The 25,134-nt window shown below is 33.2% G+C and carries 29 protein-coding genes; 14 read left to right on the top strand and 15 right to left on the bottom strand.

Annotation, left to right across the window (positions count from 1 at the left end; genetic code table 11):
* Positions 1-17: 17 nt before the first annotated feature.
* Positions 18-212, top strand: coding sequence for a hypothetical protein (locus ERX46_RS07800; protein WP_130093300.1), 195 nt, complete (start codon positions 18-20; stop codon positions 210-212).
* A 289-nt stretch (positions 213-501) separates the two neighbouring features.
* On the opposite strand, the gene ERX46_RS07795 is transcribed toward ERX46_RS07800, so the two are convergent.
* The 4 genes from ERX46_RS07795 to ERX46_RS07780 form a co-directional block, all read right to left on the bottom strand.
* Entirely contained in the window at positions 502-1,413 is a 912-nt protein-coding gene (locus ERX46_RS07795; protein ID WP_130093299.1) for a Ppx/GppA phosphatase family protein, read from the bottom strand.
* Positions 1,414-1,416: 3 nt separating this feature from the next.
* Positions 1,417-2,727 carry an ABC transporter permease gene (locus ERX46_RS07790; protein WP_130093298.1) on the bottom strand — a complete coding sequence of 437 codons (1,311 nt, stop codon included), beginning with the start codon at positions 2,725-2,727 and terminating at the stop codon, positions 1,417-1,419.
* Entirely contained in the window at positions 2,720-3,649 is a 930-nt protein-coding gene (locus ERX46_RS07785) for an ABC transporter ATP-binding protein (protein ID WP_130093297.1), read from the bottom strand. The genes ERX46_RS07790 and ERX46_RS07785 overlap by 8 nt, the downstream gene beginning before the upstream one ends.
* Before the next feature lie 90 nt (positions 3,650-3,739).
* Positions 3,740-4,384: a Crp/Fnr family transcriptional regulator gene (locus ERX46_RS07780; RefSeq protein WP_130093296.1), complete on the bottom strand. Its 645-nt coding sequence runs from the start codon at positions 4,382-4,384 to the stop codon at positions 3,740-3,742.
* 114 nt (positions 4,385-4,498) lie between these two features.
* On the opposite strand from ERX46_RS07780, the gene fbp reads away from it, so the two are divergent.
* The 11 genes from fbp to ERX46_RS07725 all read left to right on the top strand — a co-directional run bounded on the left by fbp (position 4,499) and on the right by ERX46_RS07725 (position 14,942).
* Positions 4,499-5,518 carry a class 1 fructose-bisphosphatase gene (gene fbp / locus ERX46_RS07775; RefSeq protein ID WP_130093295.1) on the top strand — a complete coding sequence of 340 codons (1,020 nt, stop codon included), beginning with the start codon at positions 4,499-4,501 and terminating at the stop codon, positions 5,516-5,518.
* Positions 5,519-5,708: 190 nt separating this feature from the next.
* Complete coding sequence (locus tag ERX46_RS07770; RefSeq protein WP_130093294.1) at positions 5,709-6,065, top strand: arsenate reductase family protein; 357 nt, start codon at positions 5,709-5,711, stop codon at positions 6,063-6,065.
* Between the two features lie 6 nt (positions 6,066-6,071).
* Positions 6,072-7,013, top strand: coding sequence for a DMT family transporter (locus ERX46_RS17910; protein ID WP_130093293.1), 942 nt, complete (start codon positions 6,072-6,074; stop codon positions 7,011-7,013).
* Between the two features lie 316 nt (positions 7,014-7,329).
* A complete protein-coding gene (locus ERX46_RS07760) occupies positions 7,330-7,827 on the top strand; it encodes a GNAT family N-acetyltransferase (RefSeq protein WP_130093292.1) in 498 nt (165 codons plus the stop codon).
* Between the two features lie 221 nt (positions 7,828-8,048).
* Positions 8,049-9,263 carry an ATP-binding protein gene (locus ERX46_RS07755; RefSeq protein ID WP_130093291.1) on the top strand — a complete coding sequence of 405 codons (1,215 nt, stop codon included), beginning with the start codon at positions 8,049-8,051 and terminating at the stop codon, positions 9,261-9,263.
* A 113-nt stretch (positions 9,264-9,376) separates the two neighbouring features.
* Complete coding sequence (locus ERX46_RS07750; RefSeq protein ID WP_130093290.1) at positions 9,377-10,348, top strand: hypothetical protein; 972 nt, start codon at positions 9,377-9,379, stop codon at positions 10,346-10,348.
* A 176-nt stretch (positions 10,349-10,524) separates the two neighbouring features.
* Positions 10,525-10,854: an ArsR/SmtB family transcription factor gene (locus ERX46_RS07745; RefSeq protein ID WP_130093289.1), complete on the top strand. Its 330-nt coding sequence runs from the start codon at positions 10,525-10,527 to the stop codon at positions 10,852-10,854.
* Between the two features lie 70 nt (positions 10,855-10,924).
* Complete coding sequence (locus ERX46_RS07740) at positions 10,925-11,422, top strand: DUF6428 family protein (protein ID WP_130093288.1); 498 nt, start codon at positions 10,925-10,927, stop codon at positions 11,420-11,422.
* Between the two features lie 216 nt (positions 11,423-11,638).
* Positions 11,639-12,268 (top strand): low molecular weight phosphatase family protein, encoded by a 630-nt coding sequence (locus tag ERX46_RS07735; protein ID WP_130093287.1) that lies wholly within the window; start codon positions 11,639-11,641, stop codon positions 12,266-12,268.
* Positions 12,265-13,302 carry an ACR3 family arsenite efflux transporter gene (gene arsB / locus ERX46_RS07730; protein WP_165366182.1) on the top strand — a complete coding sequence of 346 codons (1,038 nt, stop codon included), beginning with the start codon at positions 12,265-12,267 and terminating at the stop codon, positions 13,300-13,302. The genes ERX46_RS07735 and arsB overlap by 4 nt, the downstream gene beginning before the upstream one ends.
* A 230-nt stretch (positions 13,303-13,532) precedes the next feature.
* Positions 13,533-14,942, top strand: coding sequence for an alkaline phosphatase (locus ERX46_RS07725; RefSeq protein ID WP_130093285.1), 1,410 nt, complete (start codon positions 13,533-13,535; stop codon positions 14,940-14,942).
* A gap of 108 nt (positions 14,943-15,050) precedes the next feature.
* Here the strand turns inward: ERX46_RS07725 and ERX46_RS07720 are convergent, their stop codons facing one another.
* The 10 genes from ERX46_RS07720 to ERX46_RS07675 all read right to left on the bottom strand — a co-directional run bounded on the left by ERX46_RS07720 (position 15,051) and on the right by ERX46_RS07675 (position 22,220).
* A complete protein-coding gene (locus ERX46_RS07720) occupies positions 15,051-15,725 on the bottom strand; it encodes a hypothetical protein (protein WP_130093284.1) in 675 nt (224 codons plus the stop codon).
* Positions 15,726-16,415: 690 nt separating this feature from the next.
* Entirely contained in the window at positions 16,416-16,607 is a 192-nt protein-coding gene (locus tag ERX46_RS07715; protein WP_130093283.1) for a hypothetical protein, read from the bottom strand.
* A 42-nt stretch (positions 16,608-16,649) separates the two neighbouring features.
* The gene (locus ERX46_RS07710; RefSeq protein ID WP_130093282.1) at positions 16,650-17,255 is read right to left on the bottom strand and encodes a hypothetical protein; all 606 of its coding nucleotides are present in this window, start codon (positions 17,253-17,255) and stop codon (positions 16,650-16,652) included.
* Positions 17,256-17,333: 78 nt separating this feature from the next.
* Positions 17,334-18,551 carry an ABC transporter ATP-binding protein gene (locus tag ERX46_RS07705; RefSeq protein WP_130093281.1) on the bottom strand — a complete coding sequence of 406 codons (1,218 nt, stop codon included), beginning with the start codon at positions 18,549-18,551 and terminating at the stop codon, positions 17,334-17,336.
* A gap of 3 nt (positions 18,552-18,554) precedes the next feature.
* The gene (locus tag ERX46_RS07700) at positions 18,555-18,998 is read right to left on the bottom strand and encodes a hypothetical protein (RefSeq protein WP_130093280.1); all 444 of its coding nucleotides are present in this window, start codon (positions 18,996-18,998) and stop codon (positions 18,555-18,557) included.
* Between the two features lie 124 nt (positions 18,999-19,122).
* Positions 19,123-19,968 (bottom strand): DUF6503 family protein, encoded by an 846-nt coding sequence (locus ERX46_RS07695; protein ID WP_130093279.1) that lies wholly within the window; start codon positions 19,966-19,968, stop codon positions 19,123-19,125.
* A 78-nt stretch (positions 19,969-20,046) separates the two neighbouring features.
* Positions 20,047-20,691 (bottom strand): DsbA family oxidoreductase, encoded by a 645-nt coding sequence (locus ERX46_RS07690; protein WP_130093278.1) that lies wholly within the window; start codon positions 20,689-20,691, stop codon positions 20,047-20,049.
* Positions 20,692-20,694: 3 nt separating this feature from the next.
* Positions 20,695-21,009: an EthD family reductase gene (locus ERX46_RS07685; RefSeq protein ID WP_130093277.1), complete on the bottom strand. Its 315-nt coding sequence runs from the start codon at positions 21,007-21,009 to the stop codon at positions 20,695-20,697.
* A 17-nt stretch (positions 21,010-21,026) separates the two neighbouring features.
* Positions 21,027-21,593: a carboxymuconolactone decarboxylase family protein gene (locus tag ERX46_RS07680; protein ID WP_130093276.1), complete on the bottom strand. Its 567-nt coding sequence runs from the start codon at positions 21,591-21,593 to the stop codon at positions 21,027-21,029.
* A gap of 63 nt (positions 21,594-21,656) precedes the next feature.
* Positions 21,657-22,220 (bottom strand): TetR/AcrR family transcriptional regulator, encoded by a 564-nt coding sequence (locus tag ERX46_RS07675; protein WP_130093275.1) that lies wholly within the window; start codon positions 22,218-22,220, stop codon positions 21,657-21,659.
* A 234-nt stretch (positions 22,221-22,454) separates the two neighbouring features.
* On the opposite strand from ERX46_RS07675, the gene ERX46_RS17670 reads away from it, so the two are divergent.
* Entirely contained in the window at positions 22,455-22,763 is a 309-nt protein-coding gene (locus tag ERX46_RS17670; RefSeq protein WP_242494553.1) for a hypothetical protein, read from the top strand.
* A gap of 324 nt (positions 22,764-23,087) precedes the next feature.
* Here the strand turns inward: ERX46_RS17670 and ERX46_RS07660 are convergent, their stop codons facing one another.
* A complete protein-coding gene (locus ERX46_RS07660; RefSeq protein ID WP_130093274.1) occupies positions 23,088-23,804 on the bottom strand; it encodes a ComF family protein in 717 nt (238 codons plus the stop codon).
* A gap of 353 nt (positions 23,805-24,157) precedes the next feature.
* Between ERX46_RS07660 and ERX46_RS07655 the strand changes: the two genes are divergently transcribed.
* Positions 24,158-25,132: a ribonucleotide-diphosphate reductase subunit beta gene (locus ERX46_RS07655; protein WP_130093273.1), complete on the top strand. Its 975-nt coding sequence runs from the start codon at positions 24,158-24,160 to the stop codon at positions 25,130-25,132.
* Positions 25,133-25,134: the final 2 nt, after the last annotated feature.

Here is a 25,134-nt window from a genome sequence, read left to right as displayed (position 1 = left end):
CATTACCTGCGTTGCAAATGTTTTGGAAAGCAGTCATTGACAATTGTCAACTCCTTGGATTTCCAAAACAATTGCGCCTTGTTACTGAAAATTCTAATTCAAAAATTGGGTTAGCTCATAATTGTTTAGGGGAATTGATTATTGAAAAGAATGGTCAATCTATCAATCAAATAGATGTAGAAAAATTGAATAAAGGAATTTATGTTGTTTGATTGCAAGGCGAGAGCGGAAGGATGTATAATGGAAAGTTTTTGAAGGAATAATCCATACCTTTGACAAGCTAGTTACCGAAAGCATCGTTTCGGAGATTAATGTAATCTCGCGGTAGCTTTAAAAAATTAAAACCTTTGCGAACTTTGCGATTTCTTTCCGTCTTTGCGGTTAAGTTTTTAATATTGGATCCGCTCGTATCGTTGACTTAGCCGGTCGAAGGCAACATAAAGAAAACTCTTCTTTTTCTCTGCGTATTTTTGCGCCTCCGCGTAACTTTGCGTCATTCTTTCACTTCTTCTTAAAAGCCGTAGCAATAATCCCTTCTTTCAATCCCGAAGGAGAAAAATAACAACTTGTAGCTCCAACAAAGTCTAAGACCCATTTGGTTTTTAATGCCGCTACGTTGATCATTTCTTTTCTGTAATCTATGATCCAATAATTTGCATCTCTTTCTGCTCGGGTCGAATGAATTAATTCATCTAAAATGGTTTTTAACTTGTCGAAAGGTAATAAATGGGTTGTATTGTTGTCGTAAGATGCCGTTTTATTAATCATGCTGAAGAACGTCTCAAAGCTTCCTGCTGCTCCAATTAAACTATCAACAGAAAGTGTTTCGAAGTAACTTTTGGTTTGATATTCTAGAAAGATTTCAATTCGATTTATATCATCTTTTGTCAATGGGTCAGATAGTTCAAATAATTGTGTAATTCTTGAAATTCCAATATTGAAACTCTTTTGTTCTTGAACTATGTCGGATTTTGTAACCGTAAATTCTGTACTTCCTCCTCCAATATCCATAATGCAAGAAGATTCTTCCGAAAATGGATGAATGCTGCTCACACCTGCGTAAACAAGTTCAGCTTCTTTTTTTCCGTTGATGAGTCTGATTTTTAATTGATGTAATTTTTCAATTTTATCAAGGAATTCTTTCGCGTTCGTTGCGTCACGAAGAGCAGAAGTTCCAAATCCATGAATTTTATCTGGATAAACACCAAAAGATCGACAGGTTTCAACGAAATGATCGATTGCAAAGTAGGCGCGTTCCATTGCTCGTGGAGTAAGGATATTTGAATTTATTCCACCTTCACCTAAATTCACAAATGATTTGTCGGTAATTAAAATCTCTGTTTTGTCTGCTTTCGTTTCAAAGACGATGAGTCCAAAGGTGTTTGTTCCTAAATCTATGACTGCGCCTCTCATTGGTTATTTTTTAGTCCATTTAATTAACATTCTTAATTTCAATCTGTGATTAAAGCGAAGAATTCCGTTTTTATAGATTCTTCCTGCAATAATCATCATTAGAAATGCGGAACCGAAAAGTATAATTATGGATAGAATTAATTTCCATGCGCTTCCATCTGCAAAACCATTGGACAAATCTACCATCATCACCATTGGCGAGGTAAATGGAATGAATCCAAGCCATGTGCTTAACGTTGTAGATGGATAATAAACCACATAATAGCCTGATAAAATCGCTGAGAATAAAAGCAATGTCAATGGAATAATAAATTGCTGTCCATCCGATTCTGAGCCCATCGAAGAGCCAATCATAGCGAAGAATGAACCGTAGAATAAATAACCACCGATAAAGAACAATCCGAAGAAAATCAGCATGTTCATGTATTGAATTTGATTGTAAATTAATTCTACAAATGGACTTTGATTTGCCAATTCATAACTAAAATCTGTTTTTGCCACTTCATCTGCAACAAATCCAGCACTAAACATATCAGGGAATAAAGTCAATCGGAACAAATACAATCCTGTTCCCACGATTACTGCCCAAACGGTAAACTGGACTAATGCTGAGAATCCAACTCCCAATATTTTTCCTGTGAGTAATTGTCTAGGATTTACACTTGACAATAAAACTTCAACAATTCTATTGGATTTTTCTCTTGAAACACTTCTCAAGATTGTCATTCCAAACATAAAGACGAAGAGAATAATCAACGTTCCAAAGCTAAATCCAACCCAACTTGCTGTCGTAGATTTCTCGTTTTTAGGATCGTAAACATCCTTAAAGCTGAAGTTTAAAGATTGCTTGATTTCTCGAAATTTACTCACCGATAATTCAGTGAATTGATCCACCATAATTTCTTCCATTCTGCGTTCAACCAAATAAATAATTTGACGTTGAATGTTTTCTGGAGGCCTTTCTCTGTAGGAGATGATTACTTTTTTGTTACTTACAATTTTCTCATTGATCCAAACAGAAATGTCATAATCTTGATACTTTTCTTGGTATGCGAAATCTTCATAATCAATAAAAGCATTGATGAAGTCGAATTCTAAATTGGAAGGTGGATTGGTCGCTAATTTTCCGTCAAAAACTTCCTTTTTATCCATCATCAAAATCTTCCAATCTTTATTTGTGGAAGTTGTTGTGGAAAGGAACAAATAAACTAACCCCAAAACAGCCAACGGCCCAAGGAACATCAACCATTTGAAAGATCGATTTTGGAAACGTTCAGCAATTTCTCTCTGCGCTATTAAAATAATTTTATTCACTGAGGACTTCGTTTTGAGCGTTAATAGATTTTACAAAAACATTTTCCATACTTGGTAAAACTTCTTCAACGCCAGTTATATTTACTTGGCCAATAACGGCATTCAGTAAATCATTGATTTTATTTCCTTCTCGCATTTTTAAATAAATGGTAAAAGAATCTTCACTGTGAACTTCCTTGTCTATAATTTCATAACCCGTCCAAAGTGCATTTGCAAAAGAAATCATATTTCCAGTGAAAGATATTTTGAATAAGTCTTCTTTAAATTGTTGACGTAAATCGTGAATAGTTCCTTGCAAAACCATGTGACCTTCATTAATTAAAATTGCTCGGTCACAGATTTCTTCTACATTATTCATGTTGTGCGTAGAAATGATAATCGACTTTCCTTTCTTTTTGAAATTCAGTAATTCTTTTCTAATCAATTCAATATTTATTGGATCAAATCCGCTAAAAGGTTCATCGAGAATTAACACATCAGGCTCATGAAGAACGGTGCAAATAAATTGAACTTTTTGTGCCATTCCTTTAGAAAGTTCCTCAATCCTCTTTTTTCTCCATGCTTGAATCCCGAATCTTTTTAACCAATATTCCATTTGGTCTTTGGCTTCTGTTGAAGATAAACCTCTCAGCTTTCCAAGAAAAAGTATTTGTTTTTCAACCGACATAGATTGATACAATCCTCTTTCTTCAGGAAGATAACCGATATTGATTAAATGTTTTTCTTTGATCAAATCACCACCATAGGAAACATAGCCTTTGTCAGCAGAGATGATTTGGTTGATAATTCGCATTAAAGTTGTTTTTCCAGCTCCATTTGGGCCTAAAAGACCTAAAATCTCACCTTTTTCCAACGAAAATGAAATATCATGCAATATCGTTTCTCGATTAAAGTACTTTGATATGTTTTCTACACTAATCATAAATTAATTACGAATTATAAAATTACGAATTACGAATTCTGCTCGCGTTAACCATCCGATCTCTATCGGATAATAATTAACCATTAAAAATTACTTTTCCTCTATTTCAAAAGCATTCAACAATTTAATCTGATTGCGGTACAATAAGAGTAAATCATCGTTTTCCAATTTCTTCAATAATCTTGAAATCACAACTCTCGAAGTCGCCAAATCTCTCGCGATTTCTTCGTGTGATAAATTCAATAATTTTGATCCTGTATGTTTTGCTTTTTGTTGCAAGTAATATTTTAGGCGTTCATCTAATTTCTGAAATGCAATTTGATCAATCGTATTCAACATTTCATTAAAACGATCACGAATTGTTCCCATTACGAAGCTTTTCCAAGAAGAATATTTCATCAGCCATTCATCCATCACATCGATAGGAACAGTTAGCATGACAACATCATCTTCGGCTACAGCTTTTATTTCACTAGGAAATTGCTCCATACAACAAGTGAAAGTCATGGCGCAACTTTCTTTAGCATTCACATAATAAAGCAAGATTTCCCTCCCTTGATCATCCATTCGCGAAACCTTTGCAGTTCCTGAAGCGATAATCGGCATGCTTCTTACAATTTGACCATAGTCTAAAATTACATCACCAGCTTTAACTGATACTTCTTTAGCGACACTTTTAAATTCCTCCAAAAGTTTTGGTTCGAAAGTATGTTTGAATTTTTCAAGAATTTCCATGTCTCAAAAATAAGCGAATTTTAGACATCTTTGATATGATTTCAAGACCCTTTTTACGATTCTTAGTTGAGATGTCATTACAAATCACGATATTTGCAAAATAAATAAAGTATTATGTCGAAGATTACCACACTGAATGATTTTGTTTTAGAGCGTCAAAAGGATTTTGCTTATGCAACCGGAGAGCTTACCAACCTATTAAGTGACATCGCAGTTGCTTCAAAAATTGTGAATCGCGATGTAAATAGAGCTGGACTTGTTGATATTTTGGGAGCCAAAGGTGAAACGAATATTCAAGGAGAAGAACAACAAAAATTAGATGTAATTGCAGACGAAGCTTTTATTAGAGCTTTTAAATCTGGAGGTGAAGTTTGTGGAATTGCTTCAGAAGAAAATGATGATTTCGTCGCTTTCGAAGATGAAAATTCAATAAATGGTAAATACGTAGTCTTATTTGATCCATTAGATGGTTCTTCAAATATTGATGTAAATGTTTCTATTGGAACAATTTTCTCAATTTATAGAAGAATTTCTGAGCCTGGAACACCAGCAGTTTTGGAAGATTTCTTACAAAAAGGAGCTGACCAAGTAGCGGCAGGATATGTATTGTTTGGTTCTTCTACAATGTTGGTTTATTCAACTGGAAATGGTGTGAATGGCTTTACTTTAGATCCATCAATTGGTGAGTTTTGCTTGTCTCATCCAAACATTAAATCTCCAGATACAGGAAGAATTTATTCTATCAACGAAGGGAATTTAGACCGTTGTGATCCAGGAGTAAAAGAATATGTCCAATATTGTCGTGAAGATGATGCGGCAACAGGAAGACCTTATTCAGGAAGATATATTGGTTCATTAGTAGCTGATTTTCACCGTAACTTATTAAAAGGTGGTGTTTATATTTACCCAACGACAAACAACTGGCCTGAAGGTCGTTTGAGATTGTTGTATGAATGTAATCCATTGGCATTTATCGCTGAACAAGCTGGAGGATTATCAACAGATGGTCACCAAAGAACGCTAGACATCGTGCCAACAGAATTGCACCAACGTTGCGGATATTATGCTGGTTCAAAAGACATGGTTGAAAAATCTATGAGCTGCTTGAAGCATAAGGAAGCGAAGATTAATTAGGAATGATGAACGATGAATGATGAATTCGTCGAAGTGTGCTTTATTCCAAGGGTTGTGATTTTAAATCCGTGAAAATTCGCGATCGAAGATCCGTATAATCCGCGTTCCATTTCAGCGCTTAACCATGCTATTCAATTGCTTTAGCATCACATTTCACTATATTTGCAATTCAAAAAACAAACGTTTGATTATGAAAAAGATTTATCATCTTTCTTCTTGCAACACCAATCAAAGAATCCTCAAAGAATTGGAATTGGGTGATGATGTTGAATTGCAAGACATCAAGAAAGAAAACATCGACGAAAAAGCATTGGATTTCATCAAGAAAAAGGTGGGTTCTTACGAAGCTATGTTCAGTAAAAGAGCAATGAAATACCGTTCGATGGGACTCAATGAAATGAAACTTTCTGAAGAAGATTATAAAAAGTACATGTTAGAAGAATATACTTTCTTGAAACGGCCATTTATCATTTTTGAAGATGAAGTTTTTGTTGGAAATGCAAAAGCAACTGTTGAAGCAGCAAAGAAAGCTTATCAGAGCAGTTAATAGCTAATGAATAAAATTGTACTCGCACACATTGCGCTGTTCACGCTCAATGCGATTTACGGCGCTAATCATTTATTGGCAAAAGGAGTTACGCCAGATTATTTAGGTCCAAATGGATTTATCTTGTTGCGTGGCGGAATTACCACTGTGCTTTTTCTCATTATCTTTTTTGGGTTTATTCGTGAAAAAGTAGATAAAAAAGATTTGCCTAGATTAGCCATTACCGGACTTTTTGGAGTGTGTTTAAATCAATTGTTTTTCTTTAACGGATTAGCATTGACTTCGCCTATGAACGTTGGAATCATAATGACTTCAACGCCAATTTTGGTTGTTGTTTTGTCCTATTTTATTCTCAAAGAAAAGATTACCAAACTGAAAGCAATTGGTGTTTTTATTGGAGCAGTAGGAGCAATTGCATTGACAACCGTCGGAAAACAACCTGAATTTGATTCCTCATTGGGTGACATGTATATCTTTATCAACGCACTTTCATTTGGACTCTATTTAGTGTTGGTCAAACCATTGATGAACAAGTACAAACCCATGACGGTCATCACTTACAACTTCATTTTTGGATTTATATTTATTATGATGTACCCCAAAGTTTGGACAGACTTTGCAGCCGCTGATTTTAGTTCGTTTCCTTTAGATATTTGGGCTAAAACGGCTTACATAATCATTGGGGCAACGTTTTTTACTTATTTGTTGAACACTTTTGCATTGAAGCATGTTACGCCGAGTGTGAGTGGAAGTTACATTTATACTCAGCCAATTCTGGTGATGTTCTTTACATTTCTGTTTGCTTATATCGGCTGGACAGAAAACTTTATTGGAGCAATTAGTTTGGAAAAAATTGGGTATATGTTGATGATTTTCGGTGGAGTTTTCATGATTTCTAGGTCGAGTTATATGGAAAGGAAAAAGAAAATGAAAAGTGAAAAATTATAAATGAAAAATGCGAGTTTGATAAAGTTTTTCATTCTAAATTGAGGTATCGTTTACTTAGTGCTTTTCAAGAGGAAAAAGAAAATGAAAAGTGAAAAATTATAAATGAAAAATGCGAGTTTGATAAAGTTTTTCATTCTAAATTGAGGTATCGTTTACTTAGTGCTTTTCAAGAGGAAAAAGAAAATGAAAAGTGAAAAATTATAAATGAAAAATGCGAGTTTAATAAAGTTTTTCATTCTAATATGAGGTATCGTTTACTTAGTGCTTTTCAAGAGGAAAAAGAAAATAAAAAATAAAAAAGGTAGTTGATTAAACCATGGAAATAATTATTAGGGATGCAGAAGAAGGTGATGTGGGTAAAATCCTTGAAATCATAAATTATGAAATTCTGAATTCAACGGTAGTTTATGATTACAACGAAAGAACTTATGAATTTCAGCTAAATTGGCTGAGACAGAAAAAGAAAGATGGAATGCCGGTGATTGTCGCTGAAAGTAAAATCGGAGTAATTGGTTATGGAACTTTTGGAATTTTTAGACCTTTTGACGGTTATCGTTTCAGCGTTGAACATTCAATTTATGTTGATAAAGAATACAGAGCCCACGGAATGGGTAAACAACTTTTGCAAGAACTTATCACATTAGCCAAGAAAAATGGTTTTCATACAATGATTGCTGGAGTAGATGCTTCAAACGAACGCAGTATTGAATTTCACAAAAAGTTTGGATTTAAAGAGATTGGTACTTTTAAAGAAGTTGGATTTAAGTTTGATAGATGGTTGGATTTGTTGTTTTTGCAGCTTTTGTTGAAATAGAGACTGTTTTTATTTGACATAGAAAATCATTCTTATTCGTTCTTCTATTATGAATTGCCAATTGTTTATATGTGAATTAGTTTTTCTAGTTGTAATCTGTTTTAATTAGTTTTTGATAAAGTTTTTAGGGTTATAACCATAAAAACAGTATTATTTTAAAAGTATTTATGGTTATGGTTTGATTTAAAGTCGTATATTTATGGATTAAAATAACTCACTTCATGATTTTAAGACCAATTTATACAGCTTACATTAATGACTTTATCGACAAGCCACAAGTAAAGATTATCACTGGAATTAGAAGATCAGGAAAATCTACAGTCTTAAAACTGTTAAAGAAAGAGTTACTCAATAGAAAAGTTGAAGAAGCACAAATTATTTACGTCAATTTTGAAAGTTTTAATTTTTCTCAATTGTCTGATGGACGAAGTCTTTATAATTATATACAAGAAAGAATCACATCTAAAAAGCGATATTATTTACTCTTAGATGAAATTCAAGAAGTAGAAAGTTGGGAAAAAGCCATTAATTCTTTTTTGGTTGATTTTGATGTAGATGTTTATTTGACAGGTTCTAATTCGCATTTACTTTCTTCAGAATTGGCCACTTATTTGGCTGGGAGATATGTCGAAATTCCAATTTATACCTTGTCGTTTAAAGAATGTCTAACCTTTAGAAATCATTATTTTAACGAGAATAAATCTACAAAAGAATCATTTTTAAACTACTTGCGCTTTGGTGGATTCCCTGTTATTCATACGATGGATTATACACGTGAGTCAGCGTATAAAGTGGTTTATGATATTTATTCCTCTGTTATTTTGCGCGACACCATCCAACGCTATAAAATACGAGATGTTGAATTATTAGAACGGGTTATAAAATTTGCTTTTGACAATATTGGGAATACTTTCTCAGGGAAAAATGTAGCCGATTATTTTAAAAGCCAACAGCGTAAAATGGATATCAATACGGTTTACAATTACCTCAATGCATTGGAGGGCGCATTTATTCTTCATCGCGTTTCACGTTATGATATTAAAGGTAAAGAGATTCTAAAAACACAAGAGAAATTCTTTGTTAGTGATGTTTCATTGATTTATGCTACCATGGGATATAAAGACCAAATGATTTCAGGAATATTAGAAAACATTGTGTTTTTGGAATTAAAAAGAAGAGGATATAAAGTGTACGTAGGTAAATTAGCCCAAACAGAAATTGATTTTGTAGCTGAGAAACAAGGAGAGAAAATTTATGTGCAAGTTTGTTATAAACTAGAAAGCGAACAAACAGTAAAACGAGAATTTGGAAATTTACTGGCAATTAAAGACCAATATCCTAAATATGTTGTGTCAATGGATGATTTCTGGAAGGAATCTGTTGAAGGGGTTAGGCATGTGCATGTTAGTGATTTTTTGGGTATGGATTGGGGTTAATTCTTTGGGGGTTTGGGGTGTTGTTTGGAATGAGAAATTTAGTATATTTGATTTCGGCTGGATGTGTGTAAATGTTTATGTCTAATTGAAATAATGTTTAAAATCAAAAACGTATGAAAATGATTAACCCTTTTCTTCTATTATCGATTTTTATTTTTTGTACCCAAACCTATTCTTTCTCACAATCAAAAAAGGGCAATTACATTGATTATTATAACTTTGTAAATGAGGCTGAATACAATTTTTATGAAATGGACTATCCCAAATCGTTAGATTTGTTCGAAAAAGCCTTTAAAATTGTTGACATTCGAAAACCTGATCACCATTACAATTATTGTAGGGCATTGTGGGAGGTAAATAAAACAAAGAAATCAATTAAGGAACTAAAGAAGGCAGCTTTTTCAAGCTACTTTTTGACCGATACTACTTATTTCGAGAATATGGCTTTGAATACTCGAAATAGTATAGTGGAAATCATGGAATATAATGGAAAAGAAGCGGCCTTAAACTGGAAACATACCGATTTTATAGATTCATTGACTTATCATGATCAAAGATTGAGAAGATTAATCTCCGACTCCATTGAACCGTATTATTCATTACGTGAAAATGATACTTTGGTCGAATATCATTACAAGCTTATGAGAGCTCAAGATATTAAAAATGGAATTAATTTAATTACATATTCGAGAAAGCACGGTTTTCCTGCTGGTGTGAATGGGTCTTGGGATCAATCTGTTTCCCGAGTAGTTTTGCATCTAGGCCGAGATTGGATAATTGAGAACTATAACTTTCTAATGATTGAATTGAAAAAAGGAAATATCGAACCGATTGCTATGACCAGAGCAATTGACAGGTATTTTGTAGATGAGTCAAATTGCAATGAAAAGGTAAGTCCATTTAACAGTTATTTCGGTAATAATTTGAATGATCCCTTTTTGTTATTCATGAATTGCAAATCAATGGGTTTGTCACCTTATTATGGCTATAATTGGCGACTATATCCTAAAGGACGACGTCCATATCCAACAGAACAATGTGAAGTTTATCGTGCGAATAAAGCAGTATATAATACTACATTTTGAAAACATACGCGGTGTGAAACGGATGATCAGTCCAAAACGCAGCTGTTAATAAACCAAAAGCCAATTTCTACGAGAACATAATCAAATCCACATTTGACGAAAATATCTTTTAATTTGAATTTTTCCTTGCACAGTAAATCCTTTAATCGTAATTTTACGATTGAATAAAAACATCTATGGAAATTATCAAAGAAAACAGATTCACCGAAGAGCAAACTCAGATTGCTTTATTTGCAAAAGCATTCGGACATCCAGCGAGAGTAAAAATTCTACAGTATTTATTTGAATCCAAATCTTGCGTTTGTGGCGATATCGTTGATGAAATTGGATTGGCGCAATCTACAATTTCTCAACACCTTAAAGAATTGAAAAATATCGGCTTAATCCAAGGTTCTGTTGAAGGGACAAGCGTTTGTTATTGTATAAATAATGAGACTTGGACTAAGATGAAAGATATGTTGGGGGAGTTTTTTGATCAAGATTTAATATCATCAGATTGTTGTTAGTGCTAAGCGCAGCAGTGCAACTGCAGCGCCGCACTAACATTATATAAATACGATTAAATAAATAAAGAACATGAAATTATCAGATGTTAAAACAGTATTGACAAACTTGGAAACAATAGCTTTTCAATTGCCGAATGGAGAATTAGTACCGAATCATTTTCACGTAACTGAAGTGGGGAAAATCACAAAGAATTTCATTGATTGTGGTGGAACAATAAGAAATGAAGAAGTAATTAATTTCCAATTATGGAATGCAGATGATTACGATCACAGATTGCATCCTGAGAAATTGTTGAACATTATCGAATTATCTGAAAAGGTTCTAGAATTAAAAGATCAAGAAATTGAAGTGGAATATCAAGGTCAAACCATCGAGAAATTCGCATTGGAATTTGATGGAAAGAACTTTTTGTTAGTGAATAAAGCGACGGATTGCTTAGCGAAGGACAAATGTGGGATTGAAGAAGACGCAGCAGTGCAACTGCAGCGTAAAGAACCGAAATTACAAATGGTAAATACTGGGATTGATGAAGGTGGGACTTGTACGCCAGGAGGAGGATGCTGTTAGAAATCAGTAGAGAGTAGGGAGTTTTGAGTAGGGAGTTTACCGATAAAAATCGGCACAGATTGAGACGAAATCAAACTTGCTTTTATATGTCTCTTTTTTTCTTCTCTGTGACCCTCTGTGAAAAACCTCACATTCGGCAAGCTCAGTGCATCGCTGTGCATCTCAGTGTAATAAAAAAAGCACCAAAGATGCAAGACAAACTATTTAGATTAACCAATGGAATTATATAGAAAGATAGACGGTTTAATTTCACAATTAGATTTTGAATCGATTGATGAGGTGAGGAAAAACACTCTTCAACCTTTAATTGAATTTATTCAAGGAAAAGTCGACAAACGAGAAGCTGTTAAGCTCAATTTTATTTGTACGCACAATTCTCGAAGAAGTCATTTGGGGCAAATTTGGGCGCAAACAGCTGCGCATTACTTTAATATTTCGAATGTTTATTGTTATTCTGGCGGAACAGAAGCAACCGCTGTATTTCCTGCTGTGATTGATACTTTGAAAGCTTCTGGATTTAATATCAACTTCTTATCTGATGACGAAAATCCAAAACATGCAATCAAATATGCCGAAATGAAACAACCTATCATTGGTTTCTCTAAACTTTGGGACGATGCTGCAAATCCAAAAGATGGGTTTTGTGCGTTGATGACTTGTTCTGAAGCGGATGCTGATTGTCCAATTGTTTTTGGTGCAGAAAAGCGTGTGCCAATTCATTACAATGATCCCAAAGAGTTTGATAATTCACCAGACAAAATGGAAGAATACAGTTTGACCAGTATGAAAATAGCGAATGAAATGAGTTATGTTTTCTCACGAATAAAAGTCCCAAATTGGAAATGAAAAACATGAGTTTTCTAAATAGGAACCTAACTCTTTGGATTTTTGTTGCAATGGCAATCGGTGTAGGAATAGGATATTTCGTTCCAACTTTCCCTGATTTTGTCAATTCTCTAAGCAGCGGAACAACCAATATTCCAATAGCAATTGGGTTAATTGTAATGATGTATCCACCTTTGGCAAAAGTCAATTATAGACTCTTACCAAAGGTTTTTAAAAACACAAAAATCCTTTCCATTTCACTGTTTTTGAATTGGATTGTTGGTCCAATTTTAATGTTCGCATTAGCAATTATTTTTCTTCGAGATTATCCAGAATACATGGTTGGATTAATCTTAATCGGATTAGCCAGATGCATTGCAATGGTTATGGTTTGGAATGATTTAGCTGAAGGAAATAGTGAGTATGGCGCTGGATTAGTTGCATTGAACAGTATTTTTCAAGTATTTGCTTATAGCTTTTATGCATGGCTTTTTATCACAATTCTTCCGCCTTATTTCGGATTCGAAGGAGCGATTATCGACATTTCAATTGCTACTATTGCAGAAAGTGTTGCTATTTATTTGGGAATTCCATTCTTAATGGGAATTTTAAGTAGACAAATCCTCATGAAACAAAAAGGAGAGAAATGGTTTAATGAAAAATTTATTCCAGCGATTTCTCCTCTGACATTAATAGCTTTATTATTCACGATTGTCATTATGTTTTCCCTCAAAGGAGAATTAATCGTTGAAATTCCGATGGATGTTGTGATTATCGCCATTCCATTATTGATTTACTTTACGTTAATGTTTTTCATTAGCTTTTTCTTTACAAAAGCAATGGGAACTTCCTACGATAAAACGGCATCAGTCGCTTTCACCGCAGCAGGAAATAATTTCGAATTAGCAATTGCTGTTTCCATCGCCGTTTTCGGACTCAACTCAGGGCAAGCTTTTGCAGGAGTTATTGGGCCGTTGGTGGAAGTTCCTGTATTGATTTTATTGGTGAAGGTTTCTTTGTGGATGAAGAAGAATTTTAAAGTAATTCAAGCATAGAATATAGATCACTTCGGAATTCTTTTTCTCTATGAAAACTTCTATTTAATTGGATATTTCGACTAATTCTTCCCCACGTTTCTAGCGTAACTTTTCTTTTTTCGTAACGACAGTCGTACTGGACTCTGCACCTCCGCGTATCTTTGCGTAATTCTTTTTTTCTCTGCGAATCTTCGCCCCTCTGGGAATCTCTGCGTAATTTTTTATCTTTACCCAAAACAAACCAAAACATGAAACGTCGCGACTTCTTCCGAAATTCTTCACTTACAGCTGCTGGATTAGCATTATCTCCAATGTTGTTCGCTGCTGATGACAATACTTCTTTACTTCTTACAGATCTTGATAAACAAGCCAAGAACATTATCTTTTTAGTCTCTGACGGAATGAGTATTGGAACGTTGACAATGGCGGATATGCATTTGATGACGACCACAGGAAAGCACACAACTTGGGTTGAGAATTACAAAAATGGACGTTTCAAAAGAGGGATGATGGACACTGCTTCATCAGATTCTTTGGTGACAGATTCTGCTGCTGGAGGTTCAGCTTGGGGAGGCGGAGTGCGTGTTCCGAATGGTTCTTTGAATATGGGAGCAAATGGAGAAAAGCACACGCCAATTCTACAAAAGTTTAAAAACGAAGGAAAGAAAGTGGGTTGTGTTACCACAGTTCCAATCACACATGCAACGCCCGCTTCATTTTGTGTTGTAAATAAAAGCAGAAGAAACCAACCAGAAATCGCTGAACAATATTTGGATTTGAAATTTGATGTCATGATGGGAGGTGGAGATCAATATTTCTCTGCTGATAAAAGAGAAGATAAGAAAGATGTTTATGGCAAATTTACTGCTTCTGGTTATGATGTAGTAAAGTCAAAATCACAAATGAATGTTGTTTTAAATTCTGATTCTCCGATTTTAGGAGTTTTTGCTGATGATCCTTTGCCTTACACTATCGATCAAAATAGTGATGCTGAATTACAGAATACAGTTCCAACTTTATCCGAAATGACTGCTGTTGCCATAGCTAAAATGAAAAATCATAAAGAAGGATTTGTTTTACAAGTAGAAGGTGGAAAAGTGGATTGGGCGGCTCATGCGAACGATGCTCCAGGATTAATTTACGATCAAATCGCTTTTGACGAAGCGTTAAAAGTAGCCTTAGATTTTGCAATTGAGGATAAAAACACTTTAATTATCGTAACAACAGATCACGGAAATGCAAATCCAGGTTTATTCAAAGGAAGAAAAGCCGATGAGAATTTCGCACGATTCCAAACGATGAAAAAAAGTAATACTTATGTAATGCAAAATCTTCATTCAAATTTGACTTCAAACAATTTGACAGAAATGATAGAATACGCTCAAGGTTTTGCGATTTCGAAAGAAGAATCTAAAATAATTCTTGATTATGTAGAAGGTTTAAACGAAAAGGAACTTCAAGATTACAACAAAATGCCCTACGAGAAATACGCTCAAATTCAAAAAAAATATACCAATGTAGGCTTTGGAGACATGAGTCATTCCGCTGACTTTGTAGAATGTGCTGCCTTTGGTCCTGGAAGTGAATTATTAACTCCTTTTATCAAGAATACATTTTTGCATAATATGATGTTGAAAGCGGTTGGAATTACGAACTAGGAATTACGAACGGCTTTAGCCCTCAGCTCAGCTAATTATCAATTGATCATCTTTAACACTTCAAATTTAAACTGTTCATCTTTGTAATTCTCAATTCTCAATGAAGGTTTAAGGTGCTATATAGTATTCTACCAAGTTAATATCATCAACAAAAACAGTGTTAGATCCGAAATCTTTCCTTTCTCTTTTTATTAATCCAACATTTTTCGCGTAATATTCTCTTATTGTTGCGCAACTTTCAGGAGTTCCTCCAGTCTCATAAATGCATTCTTCGTTAAACTGAATGGTTACAATTACATCATTATACTGGGTAGTCCCTATCGTTATTGTAGTATCGACTTTTATGGTTTTTCCGGTTTCTTTACTGTTTTTATACGCTGCTCCAATTGTAAATTCTGAACCCTCAGTTAATGAGAGGAGTTCTTTAAAAGGAGGATTTAAATTACCAGAAGCACTTGATTTTAAAATAGAATATTCATTAACATAGGTGAAAATATCATCCCCAAGAACATAGTCGTTATATATTCCACTAAGAATTAATCTCGGGAATTTATAAGTTTTGTAGTTAGGTTTAGAATTGTAATCAGCAGTATTATATTCATATTCCACATAACTATCAACCTTCATTGTGTCACCACTGTCATAAATCCAATAGGAACCAGGAAATGCAGGAAAATAGGGCAAGGGTTCAATAGTTTCAATTACAGGTGAATAATTGTTCTTTTCACATGAGAATAATGCTGAAATAGCCACAATAAATGTAAAAATCAGAATATTTCTCATGATGTAGTTTTATATGTTTGGTTTCTAATGTTTCAATAAAGTTATATTTTTTTTGTTAATTCTCCAAATGGTTGTGATTTCCAACTTGGTTGAAATTTAAGTAGCTGTGATAATTTAGAATCCAATTTGATATATGCTGGTTTCAAACATTCGAGTTATTCTATCACTCGAACTCGTATACTTTTATCATTTGATAAATTCTTTACTAGTGCTTTTATTCTATCTATCTCATATTCTGGATTTTTGCTGTTCATTATCTTCTCACTAAAACTATACTCAAAACCACACGGACATCTAGTAGATGAAAAACCAGCGCTCGTTTCAAGTATTTGGTCAATTATTTTATCTTGATAAAAATAGGAGTTGAAACTAAAATAACCCGAGTTACACATCGCAGTGGACATAGAACCTCTGCATTCATTACTTAAATATATCAGTTTATCTATATAGAAATTGTAGGAATCCATTCCGCCCGAACCTCCTATGGATACTTTTATTTTGGTTATGGATGTTTGAAGAGTCAGTAGGTTGCTGCCTTATAAACATTTAACTAAATAATCATTCCTAAAAAACGCATTAGATTTCCCGACAGAATCAATTTTAACTATAGAGTCAATTCGGCGAAGTATATAGGTTTTCCCAAAAGGATCAATAACCTCTTTTAGCACAAGATTTGTGTCAAGGTCTATTTTATTCCCCAAATGCTTCAATCTTTGCACCATCCGTAAAATGTGTTGGAATTACATCTGTAAAGAATTTTTGCGTTATTGGTTTTATAGTATCAATATCCTCCGAAATGGATTCTGATTGCGCTACTTCCTCCTTCCTATTACAGGAAAAAAGGAGAGCTGAAAGGATAAATATTATTATTTTAGTGTTCATGATTGATGGAGTTTTGGTTCGAATAAAGCCCGAATTTTTCATTTATTCCAACTTTCTAAAATAATAAAAAACTGTTTTATAATGGTTTGTTAATTGACCAATATATTCATGTTGCTTTTTTAGAATAAGTAAATCTTGGTAGTAAAAAGGTGTCCATGAATAGGATGATAATGGTATAAGAATAGCTGTTATAATTTCATCCCGAAAATCATTTTTTTCTTTGATCTTAAACGCATCAAATAGGAATTCTGAATTGAAAGAATTATTTTCTACTGAGATCGGAGCATATATATCAGTTCTCTCATTGCCTGGTTCTCCCTCTTTGATTGGTTTGCTTAGTTTGCTGCTATCAACTTCCAATAAAAACTCCTTCAATTCATAAGGTGATAAGGATTCCCATCTTTCAATTTTACGACCTACCAAATTCCATTTTGCATTCGGGTCAATTGAATTTGCAAATTCTATTAGTTCAAGCGAACTTTGAGCTATTGGAAGCTCCAACTCCTTTTTTATTCTCTCAAAAGCAAGTGAATCTTTTTCATTAACTTTTGTTAGATAATCTTGAAATTTTACTCCAACGCTGTCAATTTGAGCAAATGTTACACTCAAAGCCATTGTGAAAATTATAATCATCAAATATTTCTTCATTATTTCTATTTATTTAAACTCATTTCCAACGATCTCACTCACGCAACATTTTTCATTCTTCATCCGATCTCTATCGGATTATAATTTTTCATTTATTCCATCTACATTCCAATGAAAAAGCGGTTGCATCAAAGGCAATTCTCGCCAATTAAGTTCCTTCGCATAAATAGTCCATCCAAAAACATCAGATTTAATTTCTAGACTTTTTGAATCCTCAGAATATTTATATTCCAATCTTATTATTTCTCCTTCATAATCAGTTAAAATCAATTCATTTTGTTTGATTTCCAAAGCAAAGTCTTCCATGGAATCATCTTCGTATTGAAAGATAAAATAATTCTGTCGGTGAATAAAGAATCGTTTGATGTTGAAGTTTTCTGGCAATCCTTCTGATTCAGTTTGTGAAATTTCATAAGCACCATGCAATGGATTTCTCGGCACAGTATCATCATTGAAATTTCCAGATTGAATATACGGTAGAAGCGTTTCTAGGAAAATGAATGTTATTGCAATGGTTTTTATTGAAAATCGGATGGTTTTAGATGCGATGAGCTTTTGTCCTGTGAGATAAGGAAGAGAGGTTGACTTATTCAAAACAAAAAACTGAATTATCTTTTTAATTGATGGAGCAAGCAACAACAGGTTAATGAACAACAGAAAAGATGAGAAAAGTTTGACTGAAATATCAAAACTAAAGTTGACAAAAACTACATTAATTAATACTCCAGAAAGAATGAATAAACCAAGGATTCTCATTCTCTTAAAGAGCAACAGCAAAGCAGGAATTACTTCCATCAATCCCATAAAAATATTGTAAGAATAGGAACTTCCCATCGTGCTCCAATACAATATATCTTTATCCAATTTTCCCAGAGGAGTGAAAAGTAAATTAGGTTCTGGAAGATAGAATTGCGCTTTAAAGACCTTGTCGAAACCATATTTTAGCATGATTAACGCTAAGTAATAGACCAAAATCAGTTGAATAATGGTGAGGATTTTATTCTTATGTTTTTTCCAGAAACTAAAGAGGGGAAGTAGGAGTGAAAATATAATTGCAATAAAAAGTAAAATCAACACCAATAAATACATTGATGTTGAGTCAGAAGAAATTGCTGGATTCGTAATGGAAATCCCCTCAAAAAGTGAAGCCAAAAATAAGAGTGAATCTTCAAAAATAAATCGCGTTATTTCCTCTTGTAAATTCAAATTTCTGAAAGAAAAAGGAATGAATATCACGCCAAGAAAGCCAATTAAAAGCAGAATGGAATATATTGAAGAACTCAATCTTTTCATCATGAGTTATTTCTCTTTAAAGCCTATGAATACGACATCTTTTACAGGATTTGAATAATCATAATAATATTGACTTTCATTATCTGATTTTATACTTTTAATAGAATTCTTCTGCTTAAATAATGGATGATTATAAACTGTTTCTGATCTGTATGTATAATTAGAAGAATCATTTCTTTGATCAATTGTTCCATCTATACTGCAGAAGTTTGCATGCCTAGTTTTTAAAATCGTTGTAGAATCATTCACTGCAATAACTGTATCAAGATATATTAGAGGTCGAATAAATGGGCCGCCAAAATTCGAACGATTGATATCAAACAAATTGTTTTTGTAAGCTTTTGAAAAGTTCTTCACCGACCCGCTGTGACTTTTATGTGCAATGATTTTGGTCTGAGATTGTGCAAATAAACCAAAGAATAAAAAGGAAACTAAAATGTATTTTTTCATGATAAAATGTTTTTGTTTTATCATGGTACATTATAGAATGGAATGGGTTCATAATCTATTACGAATTATGAAATTCCTATTGTGGTGGATTGTCAATCGAAAGATGTTATTTAAAAGCTGATTTTTATTTTTTGAAATCTTCAATCGTCAAACCATTTCCAAATTGAATATCACTCCATGTTACATTAATCCAAGGGCCTTCTGTTACTCCTGCATCCCAAGTTGATTTCTTATATTTACGTTGTGTTGGTATCAATAATCCATCAATTTCTTCATACTCCATTACCATTAAGAATGGCTCATCTATTACACCATAATCAACAACAGTAAATAGGAATTGATCGACCAATAATGTCTCTTTGTTAATGTATAATTGATAAATATCTGTATTCTCTTTTCCATTTAAATCGAAAGTAACTTTTACGATATCATAGTCATTTTCGCTTATTGTTTTTTCGCCTAAATACTCATAATGAAGTCCGTTATCCAATAATTTTTGCATCATTGTGAACCAGTAAAAGTTTGTGGGTCTATTAAATTTCACTTTGTCCAACAACTTTTCGTCAGTTAATACTTTTTCATCATGTTTTATCCAATACTCATTCCCGTCATATCCTTGCTCGATCGACCCTTCTAAGTCGGGTAAAGTTCTTTCATGTTTTTTATATTCTCCGTAGGAAAGCTCACCATTAAAAAGATATTTCTCGGTTGTAATGTCTGTTTTACCATCAGGCGTAGTGTAAGAATAGGTATAAACAACATCTTTTTTATTATATAATTTGCTGTAATTACCCACTTTCTGAACCATGTTGTAGACCAATTCATGTCCTTTGTTTTGGAACGTCTTTGCTTCTTCTTTTGAAGTGTTTTCTTTTATAGAAGTTGATTGCTGATTTTTTTCTTCGCCGGTGTTACATGACATTATTAAAACACTTAGAGCGCCAGTCAATAATTTAATTTTAGTATTCATTTTATCTTTTTTTAAGTTTAAAAGTACGGTCTTGAATTATTATGATTTAAGGCCGTACTTTTAATAAGTTTGTGTTTTTTAAGCTGAAATTAAATCTGTCAATACCTTTTTAAATACATCAACAGGTTGAGCGCCGGTAACAGCACTTTTCATATTGAAAACAATAGTTGGAACAGAATTTATCCCTAAATTTTTCCAATGCGTTTCTTCTTCTGCTATCTGCTGACGAACCTTTTCATTATCTAGATTAGCTAGCGCTTCTTCAGCATTTAAACCAACATCAAGTAAAGCTTGTTTCAAAATCATTCTGTCGGAAACATCTTTTCTTTCGCTAAAAAAGGCGGTTGTTAAACGCATTTTAAGTTCGGTTTGTTTTCCGAATTTTTTCGCGTAATCTAAAAGGATATGAGCTTCGAAGGTATTTACCATTTTCATGTCATCAAAATAATCGAATTTAAAACCAAGCTCTTCACCAACATCGATCATGTTTTTCTCCGATCCCTTTTGTTGTTCTAAAGTAGCACCGTATTTCTCAGTGATATGTTCCTTAACGTTTTGACCTTCTACAGGCATATTTGGGTTAAGTTGGAATGGATGCCATTCTATTTCAACTTTGTCTTCAATTCCTAGTTCTGAAATGGCTTTTTCTAAGCGCTTGTATCCAATGGTACACCAAGGGCAAACAACATCAGAAACGATGTCTATTTTTAATTTCTCATTCATGTTTTAAAATGTTTTAAGTTCACTAATTTGAAGCTCTCCTTTTATATTGCTGTAGTTTTTTAAATCAGCAGCTAATAGTTCAGCATGCGGAGCAAATGAAGAATTGAAAGACGCAATATCTTCAAATTTCATATGTGCGATTGCAACATAAGGAGCCGGTTCTCCAGCAACTCTTCCTACAATTCCAAAATCGAGTTCTAATTCTTTTATTGCATCACCAACTGTTTTTAATACCATTGGTAAATGGATGTTTTGGTAATATTCTTTATCAAACTTCACATCTTTTCCGTTTGGATACATTACAGATACTTTGATCATTTTTTTAAATTTTAGAATTATTTTTTCCATTCATACTTTTCAAAACCTTTATCTAAAGGTGTTTCTGCAATATGATTGGTGTAATTACTTATTACTTTTTGTGATAAACCAAGAATTATATCAAACAAATTCCTTTGGTTATAGCCTGCTCCGTAAAAAGTGTCCAATTCTTCTTGATTTACATTTCCACGATTTCTTGTCAATGACAATGTCATATTATGTAATACTTGTAATTTTTCTGTTGGCATTTCAGTTCTGTTACGCAAAGCTTCCGTAATAGCCTCGTCCACCTTCATGAAATTTGCAATTGCAGTATGTGCAGGAACGCAATAATGACATTCGTGTTCTGCGTTAATTGTTTGCCAAACCACCGTAATTTCTTCTGCATTAAATGAAGAATTAGCAAATAACTCATGCGTATTTAAATATGTTTTTAATAATCCTGGAGATTCAGCAAGAACGCCATGAAGATTAGGTACATAACCATTGGCTTTCTTAGATTGCTCTAATAAAACTTTGCTTTCTTCTGGTGCTGATTCAATACTGTGAATCTTAAATTCTTCTCTTCTTTCTGATATGCTCATAATTTTTATCGTTTTATATATTAAAATAACTAAACGTTCGTTTAGTTTAAGGGTAAAAAAATATTAAATATTTTTAAATGTGTTTTCTATATAATTATGCAATTGAGTTTTGGTAAACAACCTGCTTGCTGATGACAATCCAAACATTGCTAAAAGTAAATAATCTGCTTGTTGCTCTATAATTAGCTCGTCTTTCTCCAATTCTTTACGCAATGAGGAAGCAAATAGTTGCTTAACATCATTGGTGGAATTAATCAATACTTCTGTTATTTTTTCATCAGTATAAATGTCAATTTCATTTGAAGTATTGGTCACTAAACAACCTTTTCCTAAATCAGAACCTTTTGAAAACTCAAGAAAGTCGTAAAAATATTGCTTAATGTCTGCAGCACCATTTTCGGTAGCCCTTAACTTGTCCATTAATCGATTGAGTTCGATTTTGTAGGAATTTAAACATTCTATAAACAAACCATTCTTACTTCCAAAACTTGAATAAATTGAGAATTTGTTGATGCCCATCTCTTTTTCGAGCATCTGCATTGAAGTAGATTCAAATCCGTTTTTCCAAAAAAGATTCATTGCTTTCTCAACAACCTCCTCTTCACTATATTTTTTTTGTCTTGCCATCTCTACTTAAATCTTTACAAAACTAACCAATCGTTTAGTTATTTGAAAATTATTGTGATTTATTTTGATAAAATGTTTTTGTTTTAATATTGTCTCTTGTTTTCTAATCATTGCATAGAGTCTTTAAATTAACTTTTGAACTTCAGAAGATTTTTCACTTAACCAAACAGGTACTCCGATAATCTGGATATCTGCATCCATAATTATTGAATAATCATCAAGTTGTTGATGATCATGAAAACGAATAAAATATTAACAAGAGAAAACGAGTCGACTAATGAGATAACTGGTTCTGTTGTGAAATTTTATAAAGGAATGAAACTTGAATATCCTGAGGTTTACTATTTGGATTATGAAGTAGATGAAGATACTGGGATAATCAATAGGGAAAAGAAGGTTAAATATTATACTAAAAGTCAAATTAAACGTAATATGAGAGCGTTAAAGAATGTTTTTTATATTGCAAAAGGAGCCGCTGCACCTAATGAGATTATTAGTTTTAGAAAACAATATAGAATCCCCGCATCTACTTTTAGTATTTAGTAAAAACACTATTTCAAATATAGAGAAGGATGGAATCACTTCTTTAGCTACTGGAAGATTAATGAAAATGTGTTTAAATAATGTTGACATTGTGTATCAATATATCCAATTATGTGATGCAATTGATAAAGATAAAAAAGAAGAGTTATCTAAAAGACTGATGTCAAGAGGTTCTTAAATAATTGCCAATTACGAATTAAAAAAAAATCTACGATAATCTGCGGTCGGAAATCTGGGTCATGATTGAAATACGGGACAAGTTCCGTGTTCCAATGCAGCGCAAGGCTGTACCATGATACGAACATTATCAAACGGAAAAATCAATCAATGCGCCACAGCCACCGTTCCCAAACTCACCTTCACATCTCCGCAACCTTCATAAATTGCACGTGAAGCAAATTCCAAAGTAGACCCAGTAGTTAAAACATCGTCGATAATCATCACATGTTTTATTCCAATCAAGGCTCCCTTTTTTAGTGCAAATTTTCCCTTTACGTTTTTGTATCTTTCATCTTTGCTTTTTCGGGTTTGAGATTTGTCGTGTGTTTTTCGATACAGAACATCTAAAATTGGAATACCAAGTTCTTCACTAACACCTTGAGCAATTAATAAACTTTGATTATAGCCACGAGAAAATTTCTTTTTAGAATGTATTGGCACAGGAATCAAGACTTCAATATCTGCATATTTAGGATTGGATTTTAACTTTTTAGCCATCATTATTCCCATAAAATGTGCTAACTCTTTTCCTTCATTATATTTTATATGGTGAAGGATTTTTCTTGTTGAAGTTTTTTCTTCATAATAAAGTAAAGCATAAACATTTTCAATTTTTAAACGCCCCCAAAATACTTGGTCAGCAACAGTATAATCTGGGTATTTTTCGAAATAAGTAAAGTGTAAATCCTCTTCACACAGAAAGCAAAAATGTTCTCGCTTTTGGTTCAACTCATGTCCACAAACAACGCAAAAATGAGGGAAGATTAACGCCATCACTCCTTCGAGATATTGATTTGTGAATTTAAGTAGTTTGTTTTTCATTTATAAACCGTTTAAACACGCTCTTTATATTCCCCGATTACTCTAAAATACTGAGCAATAATGGGTTTTTATCGATTTTGATCTACATATAAATAGTGTGCATCGTTCCATAAAGTAAGATAAAAAATCGATAAATCAAGAATTATTTTTGTGCATATCTTTTGTTTTGCTGTTCATAAACGTCATTCGATGCGATAGTCAAGGAGTTGATAAATTATACACATCTAAATTTTTTTTATGTGTATTTCTTTAGGTTGTTTTAGCGAAATTAAATGTCAATTTTTGTAGAAGAATGAGAAAGCTATTTAACATTCTTTGAGCAGACAACTATTCAAAAAAAACAATATAGAATTATGGCATTACCAGAACCGATTTTAGAGGAAAACAAAGACCGATTTGTTCTATTTCCAATAAAGCACGATGATATTTGGGCGTTTTACAAAAAAGAAGAAGCAAGTTTCTGGACAGCGGAAGAAATTGATTTAGCTCCAGACCTTATCGATTGGGATACAAAATTAAACGATGACGAGCGTTTTTTCATCAAGCATGTCTTGGCATTTTTCGCAGCTTCTGACGGAATTGTAAATGAAAACTTAGCTGAGAATTTCCTTGCAGAAGTTCAGTATACAGAAGCGAAATTCTTCTACGGATTTCAAATAGCAATGGAGAACATTCACTCTGAAACGTATTCTTTGTTGATTGATACTTACATCAAAGATGATAAGGAAAAAGCAGGATTATTCAATGCCTTGGACACAATGGAATGTGTGAAGAAAAAAGCAGATTGGGCATTGCGATGGATAGATGAAGGAACGTATGCCGAGCGTTTAATTGCTTTTGCTGCCGTAGAAGGAATTTTCTTTTCTGGATCTTTTTGTTCAATTTTCTGGTTGAAAAAACGTGGTTTGATGCCAGGTCTAACTTTTTCTAATGAGTTAATTTCTAGAGATGAAGGTCTGCATTGCGATTTCGCTTGTTTATTGTACAATGATCACTTAGTGAATCAATTGCCAAAAACGCAAGTACAAGATATAATAATGGACGCCGTAGCAATTGAAAAAGAATTCATTCTTGAAGCGCTTCCAGTAAGATTAATCGGAATGAATTCTGAATTAATGTCTCAATATATCGAGTTCGTTGCCGATCGTTTATTGGTTGAATTGAGATGTGAGAAGGTATTCAATGCAAAAAATCCGTTTGACTTTATGGACATGATTTCAATTCAAGGAAAAACAAATTTCTTTGAAAAACGTGTAGCAGAATATCAGAAAGCTAATGTGATGGGTGGAAATGATCAGCAGGCATTCTCAACTAACGAGGATTTTTAATT

It is taken from the genome of Brumimicrobium glaciale (genome assembly GCF_004152935.1).
Lineage (GTDB): Bacteria > Bacteroidota > Bacteroidia > Flavobacteriales_D > Crocinitomicaceae > Brumimicrobium > Brumimicrobium glaciale.
Note: the sequence above shows the minus strand (reverse complement) of the source record. Positions and strands in the feature narration are given on the sequence as shown.

What these genes read in the sequence shown, in the direction of transcription:
- ERX46_RS07720 (WP_130093284.1), bottom strand. Translation starts at nt 15,725, where the DNA reads ATGAGAAATATTCTGATTTTTACATTTATTGTGGCTATTTCAGCATTA.
- ERX46_RS07795 (WP_130093299.1), bottom strand. Translation starts at nt 1,413, where the DNA reads ATGAGAGGCGCAGTCATAGATTTAGGAACAAACACCTTTGGACTCATC.
- ERX46_RS07780 (WP_130093296.1), bottom strand. Translation starts at nt 4,384, where the DNA reads ATGGAAATTCTTGAAAAATTCAAACATACTTTCGAACCAAAACTTTTG.
- ERX46_RS07690 (WP_130093278.1), bottom strand. Translation starts at nt 20,691, where the DNA reads ATGAATGAGAAATTAAAAATAGACATCGTTTCTGATGTTGTTTGCCCT.
- ERX46_RS07675 (WP_130093275.1), bottom strand. Translation starts at nt 22,220, where the DNA reads ATGGCAAGACAAAAAAAATATAGTGAAGAGGAGGTTGTTGAGAAAGCA.
- ERX46_RS07750 (WP_130093290.1), top strand. Translation starts at nt 9,377, where the DNA reads ATGAAAATGATTAACCCTTTTCTTCTATTATCGATTTTTATTTTTTGT.
- ERX46_RS07680 (WP_130093276.1), bottom strand. Translation starts at nt 21,593, where the DNA reads ATGAGCATATCAGAAAGAAGAGAAGAATTTAAGATTCACAGTATTGAA.
- ERX46_RS07800 (WP_130093300.1), top strand. Translation starts at nt 18, where the DNA reads ATGTTTTGGAAAGCAGTCATTGACAATTGTCAACTCCTTGGATTTCCA.
- arsB (WP_165366182.1), top strand. Translation starts at nt 12,265, where the DNA reads ATGAAAAACATGAGTTTTCTAAATAGGAACCTAACTCTTTGGATTTTT.
- ERX46_RS07740 (WP_130093288.1), top strand. Translation starts at nt 10,925, where the DNA reads ATGAAATTATCAGATGTTAAAACAGTATTGACAAACTTGGAAACAATA.
- ERX46_RS07760 (WP_130093292.1), top strand. Translation starts at nt 7,330, where the DNA reads ATGGAAATAATTATTAGGGATGCAGAAGAAGGTGATGTGGGTAAAATC.
- ERX46_RS07710 (WP_130093282.1), bottom strand. Translation starts at nt 17,255, where the DNA reads ATGAAGAAATATTTGATGATTATAATTTTCACAATGGCTTTGAGTGTA.
- ERX46_RS17670 (WP_242494553.1), top strand. Translation starts at nt 22,455, where the DNA reads ATGAAAACGAATAAAATATTAACAAGAGAAAACGAGTCGACTAATGAG.
- ERX46_RS07705 (WP_130093281.1), bottom strand. Translation starts at nt 18,551, where the DNA reads ATGATGAAAAGATTGAGTTCTTCAATATATTCCATTCTGCTTTTAATT.
- ERX46_RS07685 (WP_130093277.1), bottom strand. Translation starts at nt 21,009, where the DNA reads ATGATCAAAGTATCTGTAATGTATCCAAACGGAAAAGATGTGAAGTTT.
- ERX46_RS07770 (WP_130093294.1), top strand. Translation starts at nt 5,709, where the DNA reads ATGAAAAAGATTTATCATCTTTCTTCTTGCAACACCAATCAAAGAATC.
- ERX46_RS07700 (WP_130093280.1), bottom strand. Translation starts at nt 18,998, where the DNA reads ATGAAAAAATACATTTTAGTTTCCTTTTTATTCTTTGGTTTATTTGCA.
- ERX46_RS07745 (WP_130093289.1), top strand. Translation starts at nt 10,525, where the DNA reads ATGGAAATTATCAAAGAAAACAGATTCACCGAAGAGCAAACTCAGATT.
- ERX46_RS07735 (WP_130093287.1), top strand. Translation starts at nt 11,639, where the DNA reads ATGGAATTATATAGAAAGATAGACGGTTTAATTTCACAATTAGATTTT.
- ERX46_RS07785 (WP_130093297.1), bottom strand. Translation starts at nt 3,649, where the DNA reads ATGATTAGTGTAGAAAACATATCAAAGTACTTTAATCGAGAAACGATA.
- ERX46_RS07655 (WP_130093273.1), top strand. Translation starts at nt 24,158, where the DNA reads ATGGCATTACCAGAACCGATTTTAGAGGAAAACAAAGACCGATTTGTT.
- ERX46_RS07725 (WP_130093285.1), top strand. Translation starts at nt 13,533, where the DNA reads ATGAAACGTCGCGACTTCTTCCGAAATTCTTCACTTACAGCTGCTGGA.
- ERX46_RS17910 (WP_130093293.1), top strand. Translation starts at nt 6,072, where the DNA reads ATGAATAAAATTGTACTCGCACACATTGCGCTGTTCACGCTCAATGCG.
- ERX46_RS07660 (WP_130093274.1), bottom strand. Translation starts at nt 23,804, where the DNA reads ATGAAAAACAAACTACTTAAATTCACAAATCAATATCTCGAAGGAGTG.
- ERX46_RS07715 (WP_130093283.1), bottom strand. Translation starts at nt 16,607, where the DNA reads ATGAACACTAAAATAATAATATTTATCCTTTCAGCTCTCCTTTTTTCC.
- ERX46_RS07755 (WP_130093291.1), top strand. Translation starts at nt 8,049, where the DNA reads ATGATTTTAAGACCAATTTATACAGCTTACATTAATGACTTTATCGAC.
- fbp (WP_130093295.1), top strand. Translation starts at nt 4,499, where the DNA reads ATGTCGAAGATTACCACACTGAATGATTTTGTTTTAGAGCGTCAAAAG.
- ERX46_RS07695 (WP_130093279.1), bottom strand. Translation starts at nt 19,968, where the DNA reads ATGAATACTAAAATTAAATTATTGACTGGCGCTCTAAGTGTTTTAATA.